At 61.6% G+C, this 16232-nt stretch carries 19 protein-coding genes; 18 read left to right on the top strand and 1 reads right to left on the bottom strand.

Translation table 11 applies throughout. The features are described 5' to 3' along the window. Positions 1-157: 157 nt before the first annotated feature. The 13 genes from JT360_RS13855 (at position 158) to JT360_RS13795 (ending at position 10856) form a co-directional block, all read left to right on the top strand. Positions 158-1093 (top strand): oxygenase MpaB family protein, encoded by a 936-nt coding sequence (locus JT360_RS13855; RefSeq protein WP_250888801.1) that lies wholly within the window; start codon positions 158-160, stop codon positions 1091-1093. Beyond that, complete coding sequence (locus JT360_RS13850; RefSeq protein ID WP_214472174.1) at positions 1090-1818, top strand: SAM hydrolase/SAM-dependent halogenase family protein; 729 nt, start codon at positions 1090-1092, stop codon at positions 1816-1818. The genes JT360_RS13855 and JT360_RS13850 overlap by 4 nt, the downstream gene beginning before the upstream one ends. A 38-nt stretch (positions 1819-1856) precedes the next feature. Continuing rightward, positions 1857-2012 (top strand): hypothetical protein, encoded by a 156-nt coding sequence (locus tag JT360_RS13845; protein WP_214472173.1) that lies wholly within the window; start codon positions 1857-1859, stop codon positions 2010-2012. A 46-nt stretch (positions 2013-2058) separates the two neighbouring features. Further along, on the top strand, positions 2059-2394 hold the full coding sequence (locus JT360_RS13840) for a 4a-hydroxytetrahydrobiopterin dehydratase (protein ID WP_214472172.1): 336 nt from the start codon (positions 2059-2061) through the stop codon (positions 2392-2394). Between the two features lie 860 nt (positions 2395-3254). Then, on the top strand, positions 3255-4511 hold the full coding sequence (locus tag JT360_RS13835; protein WP_214472171.1) for an ABC transporter substrate-binding protein: 1257 nt from the start codon (positions 3255-3257) through the stop codon (positions 4509-4511). 152 nt (positions 4512-4663) lie between these two features. After that, positions 4664-5569 carry a carbohydrate ABC transporter permease gene (locus tag JT360_RS13830; protein ID WP_214472170.1) on the top strand — a complete coding sequence of 302 codons (906 nt, stop codon included), beginning with the start codon at positions 4664-4666 and terminating at the stop codon, positions 5567-5569. A gap of 7 nt (positions 5570-5576) precedes the next feature. After that, entirely contained in the window at positions 5577-6425 is an 849-nt protein-coding gene (locus tag JT360_RS13825; RefSeq protein WP_214472169.1) for a carbohydrate ABC transporter permease, read from the top strand. A 3-nt stretch (positions 6426-6428) separates the two neighbouring features. Next, positions 6429-7493 (top strand): ABC transporter ATP-binding protein, encoded by a 1065-nt coding sequence (locus tag JT360_RS13820; protein WP_214472168.1) that lies wholly within the window; start codon positions 6429-6431, stop codon positions 7491-7493. Next, on the top strand, positions 7459-8241 hold the full coding sequence (locus tag JT360_RS13815) for a formylglycine-generating enzyme family protein (RefSeq protein ID WP_502845466.1): 783 nt from the start codon (positions 7459-7461) through the stop codon (positions 8239-8241). Before JT360_RS13820 ends, JT360_RS13815 begins: the two co-directional genes overlap by 35 nt. After that, entirely contained in the window at positions 8220-9254 is a 1035-nt protein-coding gene (locus JT360_RS13810; protein ID WP_214472167.1) for a ScyD/ScyE family protein, read from the top strand. Before JT360_RS13815 ends, JT360_RS13810 begins: the two co-directional genes overlap by 22 nt. Positions 9255-9627: 373 nt before the next feature. Continuing rightward, complete coding sequence (locus JT360_RS34070; protein WP_352127366.1) at positions 9628-9927, top strand: MurR/RpiR family transcriptional regulator; 300 nt, start codon at positions 9628-9630, stop codon at positions 9925-9927. A 401-nt stretch (positions 9928-10328) separates the two neighbouring features. Continuing rightward, positions 10329-10490 (top strand): hypothetical protein, encoded by a 162-nt coding sequence (locus JT360_RS13800; protein ID WP_214472165.1) that lies wholly within the window; start codon positions 10329-10331, stop codon positions 10488-10490. Between the two features lie 12 nt (positions 10491-10502). Continuing rightward, on the top strand, positions 10503-10856 hold the full coding sequence (locus JT360_RS13795) for a helix-turn-helix domain-containing protein (RefSeq protein WP_352127364.1): 354 nt from the start codon (positions 10503-10505) through the stop codon (positions 10854-10856). A gap of 100 nt (positions 10857-10956) precedes the next feature. Here JT360_RS13795 and JT360_RS13790 read toward each other — a convergent pair whose 3' ends face one another. After that, positions 10957-11862, bottom strand: coding sequence for a LysR family transcriptional regulator (locus JT360_RS13790; protein WP_214472163.1), 906 nt, complete (start codon positions 11860-11862; stop codon positions 10957-10959). Positions 11863-11997: 135 nt separating this feature from the next. Here JT360_RS13790 and pxpA point away from each other — a divergent pair, with 135 nt between their 5' ends. The 5 genes from pxpA (at position 11998) to JT360_RS13765 (ending at position 16230) form a co-directional block, all read left to right on the top strand. After that, a complete protein-coding gene (gene pxpA, locus JT360_RS13785; protein WP_214472162.1) occupies positions 11998-12720 on the top strand; it encodes a 5-oxoprolinase subunit PxpA in 723 nt (240 codons plus the stop codon). A gap of 66 nt (positions 12721-12786) precedes the next feature. Beyond that, positions 12787-13020, top strand: coding sequence for an acetyl-CoA carboxylase (locus JT360_RS13780; protein ID WP_214472161.1), 234 nt, complete (start codon positions 12787-12789; stop codon positions 13018-13020). Continuing rightward, entirely contained in the window at positions 13020-14384 is a 1365-nt protein-coding gene (locus tag JT360_RS13775) for an acetyl-CoA carboxylase biotin carboxylase subunit (RefSeq protein ID WP_214472160.1), read from the top strand. The genes JT360_RS13780 and JT360_RS13775 overlap by 1 nt, the downstream gene beginning before the upstream one ends. 9 nt (positions 14385-14393) lie before the next feature. Next, complete coding sequence (locus JT360_RS13770; RefSeq protein WP_214472159.1) at positions 14394-15269, top strand: 5-oxoprolinase subunit B family protein; 876 nt, start codon at positions 14394-14396, stop codon at positions 15267-15269. Then, entirely contained in the window at positions 15259-16230 is a 972-nt protein-coding gene (locus tag JT360_RS13765) for a 5-oxoprolinase subunit C family protein (RefSeq protein ID WP_214472158.1), read from the top strand. Before JT360_RS13770 ends, JT360_RS13765 begins: the two co-directional genes overlap by 11 nt. Positions 16231-16232 lie beyond the last annotated feature (2 nt).

The raw sequence follows: 16232 nt of genomic DNA, 5'->3' as shown, positions 1-16232 counted from the left end.
CTTGCGCAGCGTCCGCTCGGGGTGGGCATTATCATCCAATTGAGCTACGGTGTGCGATCGAGCATCGCAGAAAGTGACCGTAGTTTCGCCAAGTGCGTCCAGCGGCCCAACTTCGCAGTTCGGAAGCACGCGTTTCTTGTGAATGGCGCTCGTTGCCATGACCACGCCGATCGTCCTGCCTTGGCCGTTGCAAGGCCTCCTCGAGGCGGTAGCGCGGGCGGTGCTGCAACCTGGCGACCGGCCTCACATCGATTTCTCGCGACCGATCGGCGAGGCCGCGCTGGTATCGCCGGACTCCGTTTCGTGGCGCGTGTTCAAGAACCCGCTTTCACTGTTCATCGGCGGCGTCACCGCCGTGATCATGGAGCTTGCAGAACCGCGGGTGCGCGCCGGCGTATGGGAGCATACGTCTTTCCGTCTGAATCCAATTCGGCGACTGCACAGCACGGGGCTCGCTGCCATGGTGACGATCTACGGTTCCCGCACCACGGCCGAGGCCATGATCGCCCGCGTTCGGCGGATACACGACCGGGTCGCAGGCGTGACATCGTCGGGCGAGGCGTATTGCGCCAATGACCCCGACCTTCTGAACTGGGTTCAGGGCACGGCGGCATACGGCTTTGTCCAAGCTTATCACGCCTATGTGCAGCAGCTCTCCGCATCGGAGCGCGACCGCTGTTATGCCGAGGGCGTTCCCGCCGCGCGCCTTTTCGGCGCGACAGGCGCACCGGGATCGGAAGCCGAGCTTGAAGCGCTGTTCCATGCGGCAGCCGGACGGCTGGAGCGCTCGGCCATTGTGCTCGAATTTCTCGCGATCATGCGTTCGGTGCCTATCCTGCCGCTGCCGCTGAGGCCGGCACAGCACCTCCTGGTAGCGGCTGCCGTTGATCTGGTGCCTGGTTGGACGCAGGCGCAGTTGGGGCTCACCGGGCACGGCTTGCACAGTTGGGAAGCCGAGGCAGTCCGGCAGGCAGGGGCTTTGGCGGATCGCCTCGTTATGGAAACCAACCCGGCCGTTCAGGCCTGCCGGCGGATGCGCCTTCCGGCCGACTATTTGTATGTCCATCGCAGCGCGATCGGCGATCGTCCATGATTGTCCTTTTCACGGATTTCGGCTTGCACGGCCCCTATGCGGGTCAGATGAAGGCTGTGTTGCACCAGATGGCGCCGGGCATTCCCGCGATCGACCTCTTCTCCGATGCGCCGGTCGGCAATCCCAGGGCTTCGGCCTACCTGCTTGCGGTCTACGCGGAGTGGTTTCCTACGGGAACAGTCTTTCTCTGTGTCGTCGATCCAGGAGTCGGAGGGACGCGCCCGTCCGTCATTGTCGAGGCCGACGGTCGCTGGTATGTCGGCCCTGGCAACGGCCTGTTCGAGCTGATCCAGCGCCGCGCGGCTGGGACGTCCAGCTGGGATATCGACTGGAAGCCAGAGCGCCTGTCTGCCAGCTTCCACGGGCGTGACCTGTTTGCCCCGGTCGCAGCCATGCTGGCACGCGGTGAGGTGCCGCCCGGCAAGCCGCGCCTGGATGAAGCAGATCGCCGTAGAGACTGGCCGGAGGACCTCGCCGAGATCATCTATATCGACCATTTCGGCAATGCCATGACCGGCCTGAGGGCGGCCAGGCTGCCGGTAGGCGCAAGGCTCGCCGCAGCAGATCGCGTGCTGGAGGGCGCGACGACCTTCAGCGATCGGCCGCCAGGCACGGCCTTTTGGTACGAGAACTCGAACGGGCTTGCCGAGATCGCTGTCAATCAAGGGCGCGCGGACGGCGAGCTCGGTCTCGCGATCGGCAGTCCTGTGGAAATCGTCCTTTGAACGAAACCGGCTGCCCGTCACGGCGTTGATCTATTGCGATGCGTAAATCAACGAAACGAGGCCCGGGCGCCGATCTGCCGAAGCTGCGAAAAGGCGATGACAAGGCGCGGGCGACGACCGGCAACAAGCGCCTTGCCGAGCAGATTCGCAAGGTTCTTGCCAAGCACTATGCGAGCAAATACCGGGCGAGGTGAAAAAACGTGATCGCTACCCCCGGAATGAGCGCGAAGGGAGGTTGCCATGACCGATGATATTGCTCAGAAAACCTGTACGCCCTGCCGCGGTGGCGTCGCGCCGCTAACGCAGGAGGCAGCGGAGGATTATCTGTCCCAGACCCCTGGCTGGGAACTGGAGGAGGCGCAACTGCTACGCCGCAAATTCAAATTCGCGGATTTCCGTCAATCGCTCAGCTTCATCGAGAAAGTTGCTCGATTGGCGGAAGAAGAAGGGCATCATCCCGACATCTGCTTCGGCTGGGGTTATGCGGCAGTCTCGTTGCAGACTCACAAGATCAAGGGATTGCACGAGAACGACTTCATCATGGCCGCGAAGATCAACCTCATCGCCGGTTCATAGAGAGGCACCCGGCACCCAACGGCCGGAACGGGGTCCAAAAGCTCGCATTCACAATTGGCCGGTTAGCTAGCGAGATTTCGGACACTCAATGGTGGCGCGTGAGTACGGAAGTAGGTCGTTGATCAGGGATTATGCAACGTCTCCTGGAGTTTTCCCTCGACCGAGTGCGGCGAAATGCCAAGTTCTTCAAATCCGGGCATCTGCGGCGATGACACATTGTCGACCTGATTACGAGTGACGGGCGGACTCGCAAGCATTTCCGCGGCCCATGCCATTGCGTGCCAAGCGGCAAACGGCACTGGGACCAGTATGGGTCTAAGACCGGCTTGGTGTGCAACGGCTCTGAGAAATTCCTCGTAAGAGTAGATGCGAGGACCGCCGCATTCATACGTGATCGCACGCGTTTCCGTTCCTGCAGCGCTCTTGCGGTCGCCTCTGCCACATCGCCCACATAGGCCGGCTGCAATCTCGTCAGGCCGCGACCGAACATCGGATAGATTGGAAGCCGGCGGAGAAGTTTGCCCGCCGCAGGGACCGATAATCTCGTATTGACCCGACCTGGGGCGCATTCGTAACACCGTGGAGCCCCCATCCCCTTCAATTGAAGCCGCCAAGCTGATAAGATAGGGGTAGCGCACCTCGGTGCACCTGCGGGAGATGTGGGTTGTGACGACCCATGAGCTGCCCCGCAGTATTGATGCTTTGGCGGTCCAAGTGGCCCCCTGCGCTGTTCGCACACTCCCTTCAAACGTTGCCGACTGCGACGGAGCGCTCGCGCGTTTCGTGAACGGTCAAACGCGTGCAAGCGGTTCTGGCACCGGCCCGTCGGACAGGCTGGAGCGGAAAAAGGGAGGAATACGATGGTCAGAAAATTTCTCTTCTCTGTAGTCTTCGCCCTGTCGTCCCTAATGGCGACGAACGCGTGGGCCGACATAACCGTGCTCGTTCCCTCGGGAAGCGAGGGCGACGGCCTGAGAGCCGCCGCCGCCGACTATGCAAAGCTGAAGGGCACCAAAGTCGAGATCGTCCAGGCTCCTTACAGCAACGTCTTCGAACAGGCGGCCAATGCCGGCCAGACAAAATCGGGTACCTTCGACATCGTTCTGATGGACGATCCGTGGATTCCGTTCTTCGCGGAAAACGCGCATCTTGAGGATCTGACGCCCTATTTCAAGAAGGCAGGGCTCGAAGGACCGGACAGCGACTTTCTATCGAAATCCCTGGCAGTCTGCCGCAATCCTTACAACAAGGGCCCCTATGTGTGCCTGCCCTATGTCGGAAACGCGCAGATGTTCTTCTATGACGCCGCCAAATTCAAGGAAGCCGGCGTTGAGGCACCGAAGACTTGGGACGACGTGCTGAAGGCAGCCAAGGCACTCTCCGAAAAAGGTGGCGGCCGCTATTTCGGTTACGTCTTCCGCGGCGGCCAGGGCAACCCGGTCGTCGCCGACTTCATGCCGATCTTCTGGTCCTATGGCGCCGACATGTTCAACGGCGACCGGACAAAAGTGACGATCGACACGCCTGCAGGTGCCGCCGCGATGAAGACCTTCATGGCCCTGCGCGACGTCTCGCCGAAGGGTGTCGAGAGCTACAACGCCAATGAAGTCGGCCAGGCCCTGGCGGCAGGCACCGCAGCCTCGTCGATCAACTGGCCGAACTGGGTCGCGACCTTCGAGGACCCCAGCCAGTCGAAGATGGTCGGCAAGATTTCCTATTCGCCGATCCCGGCGGGCACCAAACCGGGCAGCTCGGAAATCGGCCACTGGACGATGGGCATCATGGCCGCGGCGAAGAACAAACAGGAGGCCTTCGACTTCATGCTGTGGGCGACCTCACCGGAACAGATGAAAATCTCGGCCCAGCGCGGCAACCCACCGGTGCGCAAATCGATCTTCACCGATCCCAGCCTGACCAGCCAGGAAAAATTCCGGCATTATCCAGTGCTCATGCAAGCGATCGAAGCCTCTACGCCGCGTCCGCGTCATCCGAAATGGCCTGAGATCGAGAACGCGTTCGGGATCGAGCTTTCCAAAGCGGTAGCCGGCACGGAAACGCCGGAGGAGGCGCTGAAGAGATCCCAGGCCGCGGTCGAAGAGATAACCGGCATCAAGTAGCCGGCCGTATGGTGATTGAGGTGGAGCGACATCCGGTGATGCCGCTCCATTTTGCCGGATCAGCTCGGGCGAGCAAAAGCGAGTGCTGCGCCGGCTTTGGCTCTCGGGTTCGCCATGCTATGATGAGCCCGATGTGACGGATAGAACTTCCGATGACCGTCTCTATCGGTGCGAAGTTCGGAAATTCGTTCGAGCGGTGGTTTGAGCGCCACCTTCGCGTGCTGATGCTTGCGCCGGCAATGCTCGTGCTCCTGACGCTCACGATATTCCCGTCGATCTACATGATCGTTGCGGCAGCAACGCGGATCAGCCCGAATCCCGACCTGCCCTGGCAATTTGCCGGCGCTGACAATTTTCTGCGGCTGCTCACCGACGAGCAGTTTCACGTCGGCTTGTGGAACACGCTGCTGTTCACCGTCTTCGCCGTCGGCGCCGAGTTCCTTCTCGGCCTCGGCCTCGCCTTGCTGCTCGACCGATACATCCGGCGCCTGAATTTCCTGAAAACGATCCTGATGCTGCCGATGATGCTGCCGCCGGTTGCGGTCGCTATCACCTGGAAGCTCATCTACGAGCCGCAATTCGGTGTGCTCAACGAGATCATGTTCCGGCTCGGCCTGCCTCTCCAGGCCTGGGCCGGCGACGTCAGGCTCGCAATGTTCTCCGTGATCGTCGCCGACGTATGGCAATGGACGCCGTTCATGTTCCTGCTGATGCTTGCCGGGCTCGCCAGCCTGCCGGACGAGCCCTACGAGGCAGCAGCGATTGACGGCGCCTCCGCCTGGCGGCAGTTCTGGGATCTGACGCTGCCGTTCCTGAAGCCGGTCATCGCCATCGCGCTGCTGTTGCGCATCATGGACGCACTGCGGCTCTTCGACCTCGTCTTCATCTTGACCGGCGGCGGCCCCGCCGACCGGACCAAGACGCTGAGTCTCTACATTTACCAGGTGGCGTACCGCTTCGCCGACCCCAGCTATGCGGCCGCCATCTCGCTCTTCGTGCTGTTTACGACCGTCGCGTTCAGCACGTGGTTCATCAAGCGCATGCGGCTTGCCGACTAGAGGACCTATGGCGCACCGCCGAAAAAGCATTGGGATCCAACGCATCGCCGCCTATGCTACGATCGCCGTGGCGCTCGTAGTCACCCTCTTCCCGGTCTACTGGATCGCGGCCAACTCGTTCAAATACGACATCGACATCTTCTCGATACCGCCGCAATGGGTTCCCGCCAATCCGACATCTAAGCACTACCACGCCGCCTTCGTCGAGCGGCCTTTCCTCATCTATGCATTGAACAGTCTGATCATCGCCGTCTCGACGACGCTCGTCTCGGTCGTCTTCGGCTCCCTGGCCGGCTATGCGCTGGCCCGTTTCCAATATCCGGGCAGATGGCGCTACCAGATCTCCTTCTGGATCCTGTCGACGCGCATGATGCCGCCCATCGTGACGATCATCCCGCTCTACATCGCCTTCAACCATCTCGGCATGCTGAACACGAAGCCTGCGGTGATCATCGCCTACACGGCGTTCAACCTGCCTTTCGCAACCTGGATGATGAAGAGCTACTTCCAGGACCTGCCGGTCGAGCTCGAGGAGGCGGCGATGGTCGACGGCGACACGCGATGGGGCGCGTTCCTGCATGTCGCTTTGCCGCTCGCTCGTCCCGGGCTGGCTGCCACAGCTATCTTTTGCCTGATCATTTCATGGAACGAGTTCCTGCTCGCCCTCATCCTGACCCTGACCGAACGGTCGCAGACGCTGCCGATCGGCATTGCCGGGCGCGTCACCCAGTACAACACCTATTGGGGCGAAATCAGCGCCGCCGGCTTCACTGCCTGCATCCCGATCATGCTCTTCGCCTTCGTCGTCCAGAAGCATCTGGTTCGCGGCATCTCGTTCGGCGCGGTCAAGGGGTGAGCCATGGCCTCGGTCGTCTTCCAGGACGTGGTCAAGAAGTTCGGCACCTTCACCGCCGTCAGCGACCTCAATCTTGAGGTGCGCGACAAGGAATTTCTCGTCCTGCTCGGGCCTTCGGGCTGCGGCAAGACCACGACCATGCGCATGGTCGCCGGCCTCGAGGAGGTTACGACCGGAGAGATCTTCATCGGCAGCGACCCGGTCAACGACGTGCTGCCGAAATATCGCGACGTCGCGATGGTCTTCCAGTCCTACGCGCTCTACCCCCACCTCAGCGTCGCCGAAAATATCGGCTACCCCTTGAAGATCCGCAAGGTGCCGCAGGACAAGCGGCGCCGGAGTGTCATGGAGGTGGCGCGCCGGGTCGAGCTCGACGGCCTGCTCGACCGGCTGCCGAAGCAACTCTCCGGCGGGCAGCGCCAGCGCGTCGCCCTGGCCCGCGCCATCATCCGCACACCAAAGGTCTTCCTGATGGACGAACCGCTGTCCAATCTCGACGCCAAGCTGCGGGTCCAGATGCGGGCCGAACTCAAGCACCTCCAGCACGAGCTGCAAGTGACGACGATCTACGTCACCCACGACCAGATCGAGGCGATGACCCTCGCTCATCGGGTGGCGGTGATGAACAAGGGCGTGATCGAGCAGCTCGGCACGCCGAAGGAGATCTACAACAACCCGCGGACCCTTTTTGTCGCGGGCTTCATCGGCTCGCCACCGATGAACCTGATCGATGGTGAGGTCAAGGACGGGGTCTTCACGAGCCTCGGTGGCATCAGGGTCGACGGCCTCGGGAGCGCGAACGTTGCGAGCGCCGTGCTGGGTGCTCGCCCGGAGGACATCCACGTCCTTCCCGCCGGAAACGCAAAAGCTAATATCGTCGCCCCGATCTATTCGGTCGAACTGACCGGCGAAAGCACGCTGGTGACGCTGCGCGCCGGGGCGGCATTGCTCACAATTCGCGCCGACAAGAACTTCGTGGGCGACTTCGATCAGATGGTTGAGGTGGGCTTTGCGCCCGAACGGGTGTTCCTGTTTGATCGCCAGAGCCAGGACCGTGTTGATTTCTAGGATGCTCCTAACCGTCGCAACGCTCCTGTGGACCGGAGGCGCCGCAGCCCGCGAGGATGCTATCGCGGACAACCCGCTTGTCGAAATACCGGGAGGCCCGTTCGTTTTTGGCAATGACACGGGCGATGAAAACGAGCGGCCGCGACACGTGGTCGATGGCAAGGCCTTCGCCATGAACGAGACCGAGATCACCAACGCGCAATACCGTCGCTTCGTCGCGGTGACGGGACATCGCGCAGCTTTCTATGACCGGCATCCGTCTCTCGGCCTGCCCGACCACCCGGTCGTCGGTGTCAGCTTTGCCGATGCGGTGGCGTTCTGCGCCCATTACGGCCTGAAGCTGCCGTCCGAGCAGGAATACGAACGTGCGGCGCGCGGAACGCAGGGAGCGCGCTTTCCTTGGCGCGACGGGCCGGCCGATGCGACACACGCCAATTATGGACGCGACGCCTGCTGCGACAAGGACACCGGCGATCAGATGACGGCACCGGCCCGATCGTTTCCGCTGGGAGCAAGCAGGGAGGGCCTGCTCAACCTCGTCGGCAACGTGTGGGAATGGACCCGTGACTTCTATGCGCCCTACCGCGGCGAAGCACCGCCAGAGATCGCCGGTAAGTATCGGGTGCTTCGCGGCGGCGCGTGGAACAGCGATCCCATCCGCCTCAGCACGACTTACCGGCTTGCCTACGACCCTGATTTTCGCTTCGCTGCCAACGGAGGCTTCCGATGCGTGCGCTCATCGGATTGATCGCCCTTTCGCTCATGACGATCGCAACGGACGGGTCGGCGGAGCCGAAGGCTGCACCAGGATACGAAGTCGAGACCGTGCAAAAGCCGGGAGCGATCTTCGCCGGCCTTGCACGCGACGGCGACGCCCTGCTGGTCACGGACCTCGCCGATGGCCGTCTCTACAGGCGCACTCAAGACGGCCGCTTCACCGCTTTCGGGCCGATCCTGCCGCATGGTGCCGACGTCATGGGCGACCCGACGGGACCCTATCGGGTCGAGCGCCATGGCAACGGCTACCTCGTTGCCCAGGGCTGGACACCGGCGGACCACAAGGAGGACGCCAATGACCATGCAATGCTCGAGGTTGACGAGGGCGCAGTCACGAGAGTCATTAGCAACGACTTCTGGAACCCCTACGACTTCGCCTTGTCGGGCGACATGCTCTACGTCGTAGACGCCGCGCGGAACTCGGTCGAACGCCTTCTACTCGACGGGAGCGGTCCAACACGGCTCTTTGCCTTTGCCCGGCTGAGCATCAGCGGCCAGTCACTTACCGCCCTGTCGCCGACCGAGTTCGGCAAGGGGCAGAAAGGCGAGGAGCAAAAATACGGGTTCGACGCGGTTCCGACCGGCCTTGCCGTGCATGGCGGCCGACTCTACGTCTCCCTGTTTGGCGGATTTCCCTTCGTTGCCGGCAGCGGCCGTATCGTCTCGCTCCCGCAGGCTAGCCAAGCCAGCAGCGCCCACATCGAGGCGGTCGGGCTGAATGCCCCTGTCGATGTCGTCTTCGATGCGGAGGGCGAGATGCTCATCCTGGAACACGGCACTTTCGATCAATCCAGTGGCTGGGGCGCTGGCAGCGGGAGGCTTCTTGAGGTGGACCTCACCTCAGGAAAAAGGCAGGCGCTTGTCGATGGGCTGACCCGCCCGGTCGACGTGCTCCCGCTTGACAATGGGGCTATCGTCATCTCGCAACTAGACGGGAAGGTCGTCTTTCTCAAACAGGCAGGGCCCCCACAGCCGCGCCATTGAGCGTCTGCAATCGACAGGAATGCGCGGCGAACTTGCAGGCATCGACGATTGCCGACTCCTCGCAAATCGCTGTGGCTTGGCCAATCGGGCCGCGGTCGAGAAGGTTAGCGCCGGATCATGCGGGCCTGTTTGAGACGACTCTTTTTTCCGGCCGGGCGCTCCGAGATGTTGAGCTTAATTTGGGCGCCTATCCAGCGAGTCTAGCGAGGACGACATGTTGGCCCGCTTCGACTCAAACTCTTCTTTTTGGGCTATTGTAGGCGCGAATCCACGTGAGAGCCTTCCTATCTGACCGGACGAACTCGTGAACCGGGTGGTGAAATTGGCTGGTTGAGGCGGTCCACCGGTTCGAAAGCGCCGATCGCTCAGGTCAATGACCATGCGCCGGGCTGTCAACATCAGCGTTCAATTGCGATCCTACGGGCCGCCTGCCGATCTGCGCACCTTGAAGGAGGATATTGCCGCACGACGAGTCGTTCTGCTCGGACGATTGGAACAAATTGGCCGATATGCCTTGGCAAACCCAGAAAAAATAGCCTTCGGAACTTGTCGTCAGATTGCGGCTTCGGTCGGCGCCAGCCCGTCGTCCGTTTCGCGTTTTGCACGTGCCTTGGGATTTACTTGTTTCGTTGATCTCAGAGCAATTTTCCGAGCCTACATCCGCGACCGATAGTCCAATTGTCCAAAGTGAAATCGCGGCCAACATCGCCATCTGTGAAGGAAGTGCTCGGTTTGTATGGGGATTGCCTTCGTGGCCACGACCACCGGAGGCGCCGGGCGGCTCCAAACCGCCCGGCAGTCAGTCAAGCTTGCGCGAATGCCGAGATACGTCGATCGAAGTGACGCGCTGCCGATTGGATCCGTAGACAGGCCATGCCGGAAGGCCACGACCATTCGGGTCGCCATTAGCGGCAAAAGCGGCAATCGCACCCTCGAAACAGTCGGCTGAGGTCGCTGACTTCTCGCTCGTCTGCTCCAGCGGGCATGGGTCGTGCTCCATCATCAAACAGCGCTGTATTGTCGGTATCCCTCCACCGACTCCAACCCTATTAGGGCACCACTGCGACGCTCGACATGATGCTCGATCTGATCGGAAGGCTGCGCGGGGCGAGCCTCGCCAAGGAAGTCGCCAATGCGCTCATCCATACGCGCGCGAAGACATTCATCCGCAGCGAACGGACGATGATGCGAGTGGCGAGGCACAACCTTCTTTATCCCACCGGATCGTGGCGTTGATGGAAGACAATCTTGATTTCCCGCTGTCGCCAAAGAACCTTGCGCCACCTCGGTATATCCGTGCGAACACTGGAGCGCTGCTGCCTTCGCCAATTCAACCAAACCCCGAACCAGCTCAATCTGCGCTCGCGCCTGCAGGCGGCACGCAACCTGCTTTTCTACGAAGAGCGTGAAATCAAGGATGTCGCCACGTCGTCTTCGAGAGCCCGATGCACCCATGGCGGCGGCTCGCGCCGCGAGTGGTTCAGCGTCATCGGCGTTACCGAGGCCAACCACCCCGAGCGCGTCGTCGCGGCATGGCCCGGCTTTGACGCTATAATCGCCAATCTGATCCTGCCGTGCGTTCATTCCGGGCGACCTGCTTAAGGCGGCTATGGCAACGCTTGCGGCACACTCCGTGGCTGTAGTCTACCCGCCATTCAACCAAGAGCCTGGTGCAAAGCGTCTGTCTGACGGGCCGGCGGGGTTAGCCGCCGCCGCCCATGGTCACGGACATGAAGGCCCGGAAGGCCGCCGCCGCCGGGTCGGTTGGTCTGTCACGCGACCAGGCCAGGCCGACATCCATAGTGGGGATCGGCTCGACAAGCCCGCGCACTTCGATGCGCTGCCCCTCCAAGGACCAGGGGCGGTAAACCATGTCGGACAGGACAGTGACCCCCATGCCGGCAGCCACGAGCGACCGCACGGCCTCGACCGAACTGGTGGTAAGGACGGCGCGGAGCGAAAGGCCCGCGGCATCCCAGTAACGGGCGGCGGTCGTGCGTGCCTCGTCCACCGTCAGCATGACATAATCTTCCGCCGCCACATCGGCGAGGCTGATTTCCTGCCGCGCGAGCAGATGATGATCAGCCGAAAGCCAGAGCCGGCGGTTCGACCGCATCAAGACCTCCTGCGCCAATTCCTCGGTGTGCTCCAGGTTGGACACCAGCATCACGGCCATGTCGAGGTCGCCGGACATCAAGCCGCTTTCGAGAGCGTCTCGGGGCAGTTCCAGCACCTCGACCTCGATCTCTGGATAGGTCTTTCGAAACCGCGCGTAGTGGCGCGACATGTAGTAGCCGACGACCGTGTAGGTCATGCCCAGCCGCAGCTTGCCCGCCAGGCCTTTCCTGTCGCGCAACGGGCTTCGGACGGCGGCTGCGACGGCCCCGGTGATAACTCGCGCATGTTCAAGAAACCGCGCGCCCTCCATCGTCAATCTTACGCCAGCGTGGTTACGCTCCAAAAGCCGTACGCCCAGGTCAGCCTCAAGCGTCTTTATCGCCGCAGTGACCGCCGATTGTGAGATGTTGAGTTCCACCGCGGCGTGACTGACCTGTCCGCTCTCGGCGGTCGCGATAAAATAATCGAGCTGTTTCAAGGTGATGGTCATGGTGCGCTCCGGCCCAGAACCATTATCTGTTTTTTTGATATCACAATCAATAAACTACTATTTCACAAATGCCCTCGCATGCGCAAAAAATGCTGCAACGCCGCAAAGACGGCAGCTTCGAGGGGTAACAATGCGATGGCGGTGACGCTAAACTGCGACATGGGCGAAAGCTTTGGCCTTTACAAGGTTGGCGATGATGTGGGCATGATGCCGATCATCGACGTTGCCAATGTCGCCTGTGGTTTTCACGCTTCCGATCCCGATCACATGCACGCCGCCGTCCGCAGCGCCAAGGCGAGTGGCGTAAGGATCGGCGCCCATCCAGGCTTGCCGGACATTCAGGGGTTCGGCCGGCGCGAGATGCGGATGACCCGCGACGAAGTCAGGAACACCATCATTTACCAGGTGGGAGCGCTTGCCGGCTTCCTCAAGGCCGAGGGTGTGGAACTCCACCATATCAAGCCGCATGGCAGCCTTTACTTCATGGCCATGCAGCAGGAGGCAATCGCCCATGGCGTGTGCGACGCGGCAGAGGTTTTCGGCGTACCCCTCTTCGGCATGACGGGCACCCTGCACGAGAAGATCTACCAGGAGCGCGGTATCCCATTCGTCGCCGAGTTCTATGCCGATCTCGACTACGATGCCTCCGGCAAGCTGATCCTGACACGCGTTCATGACGCCAAGGACCCCGCAGAGATGGCCGAGCGTTGCGTACGCGCCATCAGCAAGCGCGAGGGCACGGCAGAGGACGGCAGTTTCTTCCCCGTACGCTGCGAAACCATCTGCGTGCATTCCGATACGCCGAACGCCATCGAAATAGCCAGGGCCGTGCGCACCGCAATCGCCCCTTGGCACTGAACTCGACCGAACCCACTCGCGCAGGCGGTTCCAAATTAGTCTGTCTGCAGTTTTCCGGAGCTTTTTATGGCCCAGATTCTTTCGCCTCTTCCCGGCACTTTTTATCGGAGCGCTTCGCCAGACCAGCCGCCCTACAAGGCGGATGGCGACGCGGTTTCCGCCGGAGACGTAATCGGTCTCATCGAAGTGATGAAATCGTTCCACGAAGTGAGGGCCGAGACGGCCGGTACGAACATCCGCTTCATTACCGACAATGAGGACCCTATCATGGCTGGCGCACCTATTGCGGATCTCGACTGATGCTGAAAAAGCTTCTGGTTGCCAACCGGGGCGAGATAGCGGTCAGGATCATCCGGGCCGCACAAGATCTGGGCATCCCCACCGTGGCGGTGTACTCGGCCGCAGACGCGGGATCGCTCCACGTCCAGCTTGCGGACGAAGCGGTCAACATCGGCCCACCAGCAGCAAAGAAGTCCTATCTCAACGTCGAAGCAATTCTGAAGGCTGCCCGCGACACCGGTTGCGACAGCGTTCATCCTGGCTATGGTTTCCTTGCCGAGAATGCCGCGTTTTCGGACGCGATCACAGGCGCTGGATTGGTCTTCGTCGGCCCGTCGGGAGATGCGATCCGGATGATGGGAGACAAGGTCTCGGCGCGATCGGCCGCTGCCGCCGCGGGTGTCCCCGTGGTGCCAGGCTCGGCTGGCCGGGTCGATGGCCTCGAGGCTGGCCGCGAGGTGCTGGCCGAAACCGGTTTTCCGGTGATGATCAAGGCCGCGGCAGGCGGCGGCGGGCGGGGCATCCGCATTGCCGACTCGCTCGCCGAATTCGAACAGGCCTTTCCGCAGGCCGAAACAGAAGCCCTCGCCGCCTTTGGCGACGGTGGTCTCTACATGGAAAAGGTGGTCGGTCAGGCCCGCCATATCGAGGTGCAGGTCCTGGCAGACGGAAGCGATGCTATCCACTGCTACGAGCGGGAGTGCTCGCTGCAGCGGCGACGCCAGAAGGTTTGGGAGGAGGCGCCGTCGCGCGCACTTTCCGACAGGCTGCGCGAGGAGCTCTGCGCTTCGGCGGTCGCTTTGGCCAAGGCGGTCAAATACTCTGGTGCCGGCACGGTAGAGTATCTTTATGACGATGAAGCGGACCGCTTTTACTTCATCGAGATGAACACCCGTATCCAGGTTGAACACCCGGTCACCGAGGCGATCACAGGCATCGACCTCGTTGCTGAGATGCTTCGCATCGCCGGCGGCGAGAAGTTGCGGATTCGGCAGGGCGATGTCTCCGTCAAGGGGCATGCGATCGAAGTCCGGCTCAATGCCGAGGACCCGGCTAAGGAGTTCGCTCCATTCCCCGGGCAGGTGGCCGAGCTTCGCATTCCAGGCGGTCCGGGCGTACGCTTCGATTCCATGCTCTTCCAAGGCTATCAGGTGCCACCCTTTTATGACTCGCTGCTTGCCAAGCTGATCGTGCATGCGGAGACACGCGAGGCGGCGATAGTGCGCCTGATCCGCGCGCTCAACGAGTTGAGGATCGGCGGGCTGAAGACCACCAAGCCGCTGTTTCTTGCGCTCGCCGCCGATCCCGCGGTGCGGATAGGAGATGTGCATACCCGCTGGCTGGAAGGCTGGCTCATCGAAAACGCCGCAGCATTGGCGGGTTAAGGAGGACCGATGTCGATACGATTCAACTTCGGCGGTGACGAACATATCTTCGGCGAGGTGTCCGAGGAAATGTCGCTCACCTCCTTCTTTACCGGCCTTTCGATGACCAACGCGTTGCGTACGGCGGGCATCCGAGGCGTCACCGAGATCTGCCCAGCCAACGCCAGCTTCCAGATTCGCTTCAACCCCGACATCGTCAAGCCGCAGGATTTGCTCAGCGAACTGAAGTCGATGGAAGAGGCGGCCTCAAAGGCGGACCCGGTGCTGAAGACCCGGATCATCGAACTGCCGGTTTATTTCCAGGATCCATGGACGCGTGAAACCTGCTTGCGCTTCCGCGAGCGCCATCAGGACCCGTCCTCCACCGATCTTGAATATTCGGCACGCATCAACGGCTGCGCCACTGTGGAAGAGTTTATCGCGGCCTATTCCGGCCAGCCCTGGTTCGTATCCATGGTCGGTTTCGTCGCCGGACTGCCCTTCCTGTACCAGATGGTTGAGCGCAAGAAACAGATTCAGGCGCCGAAATACTTGCGTCCACGCACCGACACTCCCAAGCTCACCATTGGCCATGGCGGCTGCTTTGCAGCGATCTATTCGGTGCGCGGCGCTGGCGGCTACCAGATGTATGGCATAACCCCGGCCCCGATCTACGATCCGACCAGGAAGGTGCGCTACCTCTCCGATGACATGTGCCTGTTCAAGCCAGGCGACATCGTCAAGTTCAAGGCCATTGGCCGCGATGACTACGACGCCACGCTGGAGGAAATCGAAGCCAATCGGTGGCAGCCGACGGTTCGTGAGTGCACCTTCAGCCTGAAGGACTTCAACAGCGATATTTACGGCACCAATACAAAGCTGATGGAGCTTATCGATGGTCGTTAAGGTAATCTCTCCCGGCCTCTCCACTTCCGTGCAGGACCTTGGCCGGCCAGGCCACTATCATGTCGGCATTCCCGAAGGCGGCGGCATGGACCGCTTTGCCACACGCATCGCAAACCTGCTTGTCGGCAACGATCCGGGTGCCGCGGTGCTCGAAGCCACCTTCATGGGTCCCGAACTCGAATTCACCCAATCCGCAGTCATCGCCATCACGGGAGGAGAACTCCCACCCAAACTTAATGGCGAGGAGCGGCCGACCTGGGAAGGTTTTCCGGTGAAGGCGGGTGACCGGCTTGCCTTTGGCTTCCTCAAGGGCGGCGCGCGCGCTTATCTGGCTGTCTCCGGCGGCATCGACGTACCGGTGGTTCTCGGTTCGCGCTCGACTTATATTCTGGGCGCACTCGGCGGCCATCAGGGCCGCACGCTGAAGGCGAGTGATGAGCTTCCCGTCGGCGAAGGTTCCGGCAAAGCCGGTCTTTCACTGCCTGCAAATCTGCGCCGCGCGCGGAATAGTTTGGCGGAACTCAGAATGCTTCCCGGCATGTATTGGCATCGGATCACGGAAGCTGCCGGCAATCGGTTCTTTGAGGAAACCTGGAAGGTCGCGCCCGAAGCTGACCGCATCGGCTATCGCTTCCGTGGCGGAACGCCGCTGGAGTTCGTTGAGCGCGAGCAGCCTTTCGGTGCAGGCTCCGACCCCTCGAACATCGTCGATGCCTGCTATCCTTATGGATCCGTCCAGGTGCCGAGTGGCACGGAGCCGATCGTTCTTCACCGGGACGCGGTTTCGGGTGGCGGGTACATGATGCTGGGCGTGGTGATCTCGGCTGACATGGACTTGATCGCCCAGCTCCAGCCGCACACCCCGGCGCGCTTCGTTCCGGTGACGCTGGAAGACGCGCTTGCAGCGCGAACCGAACAACGCGCCGCGCTGGCGCGTGCTGAAGAGCATCTGGCCGGCTGACG

The sequence above is a fragment of the Mesorhizobium sp. dw_380 genome, assembly GCF_018588885.1.
In the GTDB taxonomy this organism is placed as follows: Bacteria; Pseudomonadota; Alphaproteobacteria; order Rhizobiales; family Rhizobiaceae; genus Mesorhizobium.
The sequence above is the reverse complement of the archived record's forward strand: the minus strand, read 5'-3'. Positions and strand labels throughout refer to the sequence as shown.

Coding starts and splice junctions, on each gene's coding strand:
- JT360_RS13835 (WP_214472171.1), top strand. CDS start 3,255: ATGGTCAGAAAATTTCTCTTCTCTGTAGTCTTCGCCCTGTCGTCCCTA.
- JT360_RS34070 (WP_352127366.1), top strand. CDS start 9,628: ATGACCATGCGCCGGGCTGTCAACATCAGCGTTCAATTGCGATCCTAC.
- JT360_RS13840 (WP_214472172.1), top strand. CDS start 2,059: ATGACCGATGATATTGCTCAGAAAACCTGTACGCCCTGCCGCGGTGGC.
- JT360_RS13820 (WP_214472168.1), top strand. CDS start 6,429: ATGGCCTCGGTCGTCTTCCAGGACGTGGTCAAGAAGTTCGGCACCTTC.
- pxpA (WP_214472162.1), top strand. CDS start 11,998: ATGGCGGTGACGCTAAACTGCGACATGGGCGAAAGCTTTGGCCTTTAC.
- JT360_RS13855 (WP_250888801.1), top strand. CDS start 158: ATGACCACGCCGATCGTCCTGCCTTGGCCGTTGCAAGGCCTCCTCGAG.
- JT360_RS13765 (WP_214472158.1), top strand. CDS start 15,259: ATGGTCGTTAAGGTAATCTCTCCCGGCCTCTCCACTTCCGTGCAGGAC.
- JT360_RS13845 (WP_214472173.1), top strand. CDS start 1,857: ATGCGTAAATCAACGAAACGAGGCCCGGGCGCCGATCTGCCGAAGCTG.
- JT360_RS13780 (WP_214472161.1), top strand. CDS start 12,787: ATGGCCCAGATTCTTTCGCCTCTTCCCGGCACTTTTTATCGGAGCGCT.
- JT360_RS13770 (WP_214472159.1), top strand. CDS start 14,394: ATGTCGATACGATTCAACTTCGGCGGTGACGAACATATCTTCGGCGAG.
- JT360_RS13830 (WP_214472170.1), top strand. CDS start 4,664: ATGACCGTCTCTATCGGTGCGAAGTTCGGAAATTCGTTCGAGCGGTGG.
- JT360_RS13850 (WP_214472174.1), top strand. CDS start 1,090: ATGATTGTCCTTTTCACGGATTTCGGCTTGCACGGCCCCTATGCGGGT.
- JT360_RS13775 (WP_214472160.1), top strand. CDS start 13,020: ATGCTGAAAAAGCTTCTGGTTGCCAACCGGGGCGAGATAGCGGTCAGG.
- JT360_RS13790 (WP_214472163.1), bottom strand. CDS start 11,862: ATGACCATCACCTTGAAACAGCTCGATTATTTTATCGCGACCGCCGAG.
- JT360_RS13810 (WP_214472167.1), top strand. CDS start 8,220: ATGCGTGCGCTCATCGGATTGATCGCCCTTTCGCTCATGACGATCGCA.
- JT360_RS13825 (WP_214472169.1), top strand. CDS start 5,577: ATGGCGCACCGCCGAAAAAGCATTGGGATCCAACGCATCGCCGCCTAT.
- JT360_RS13800 (WP_214472165.1), top strand. CDS start 10,329: ATGATGCTCGATCTGATCGGAAGGCTGCGCGGGGCGAGCCTCGCCAAG.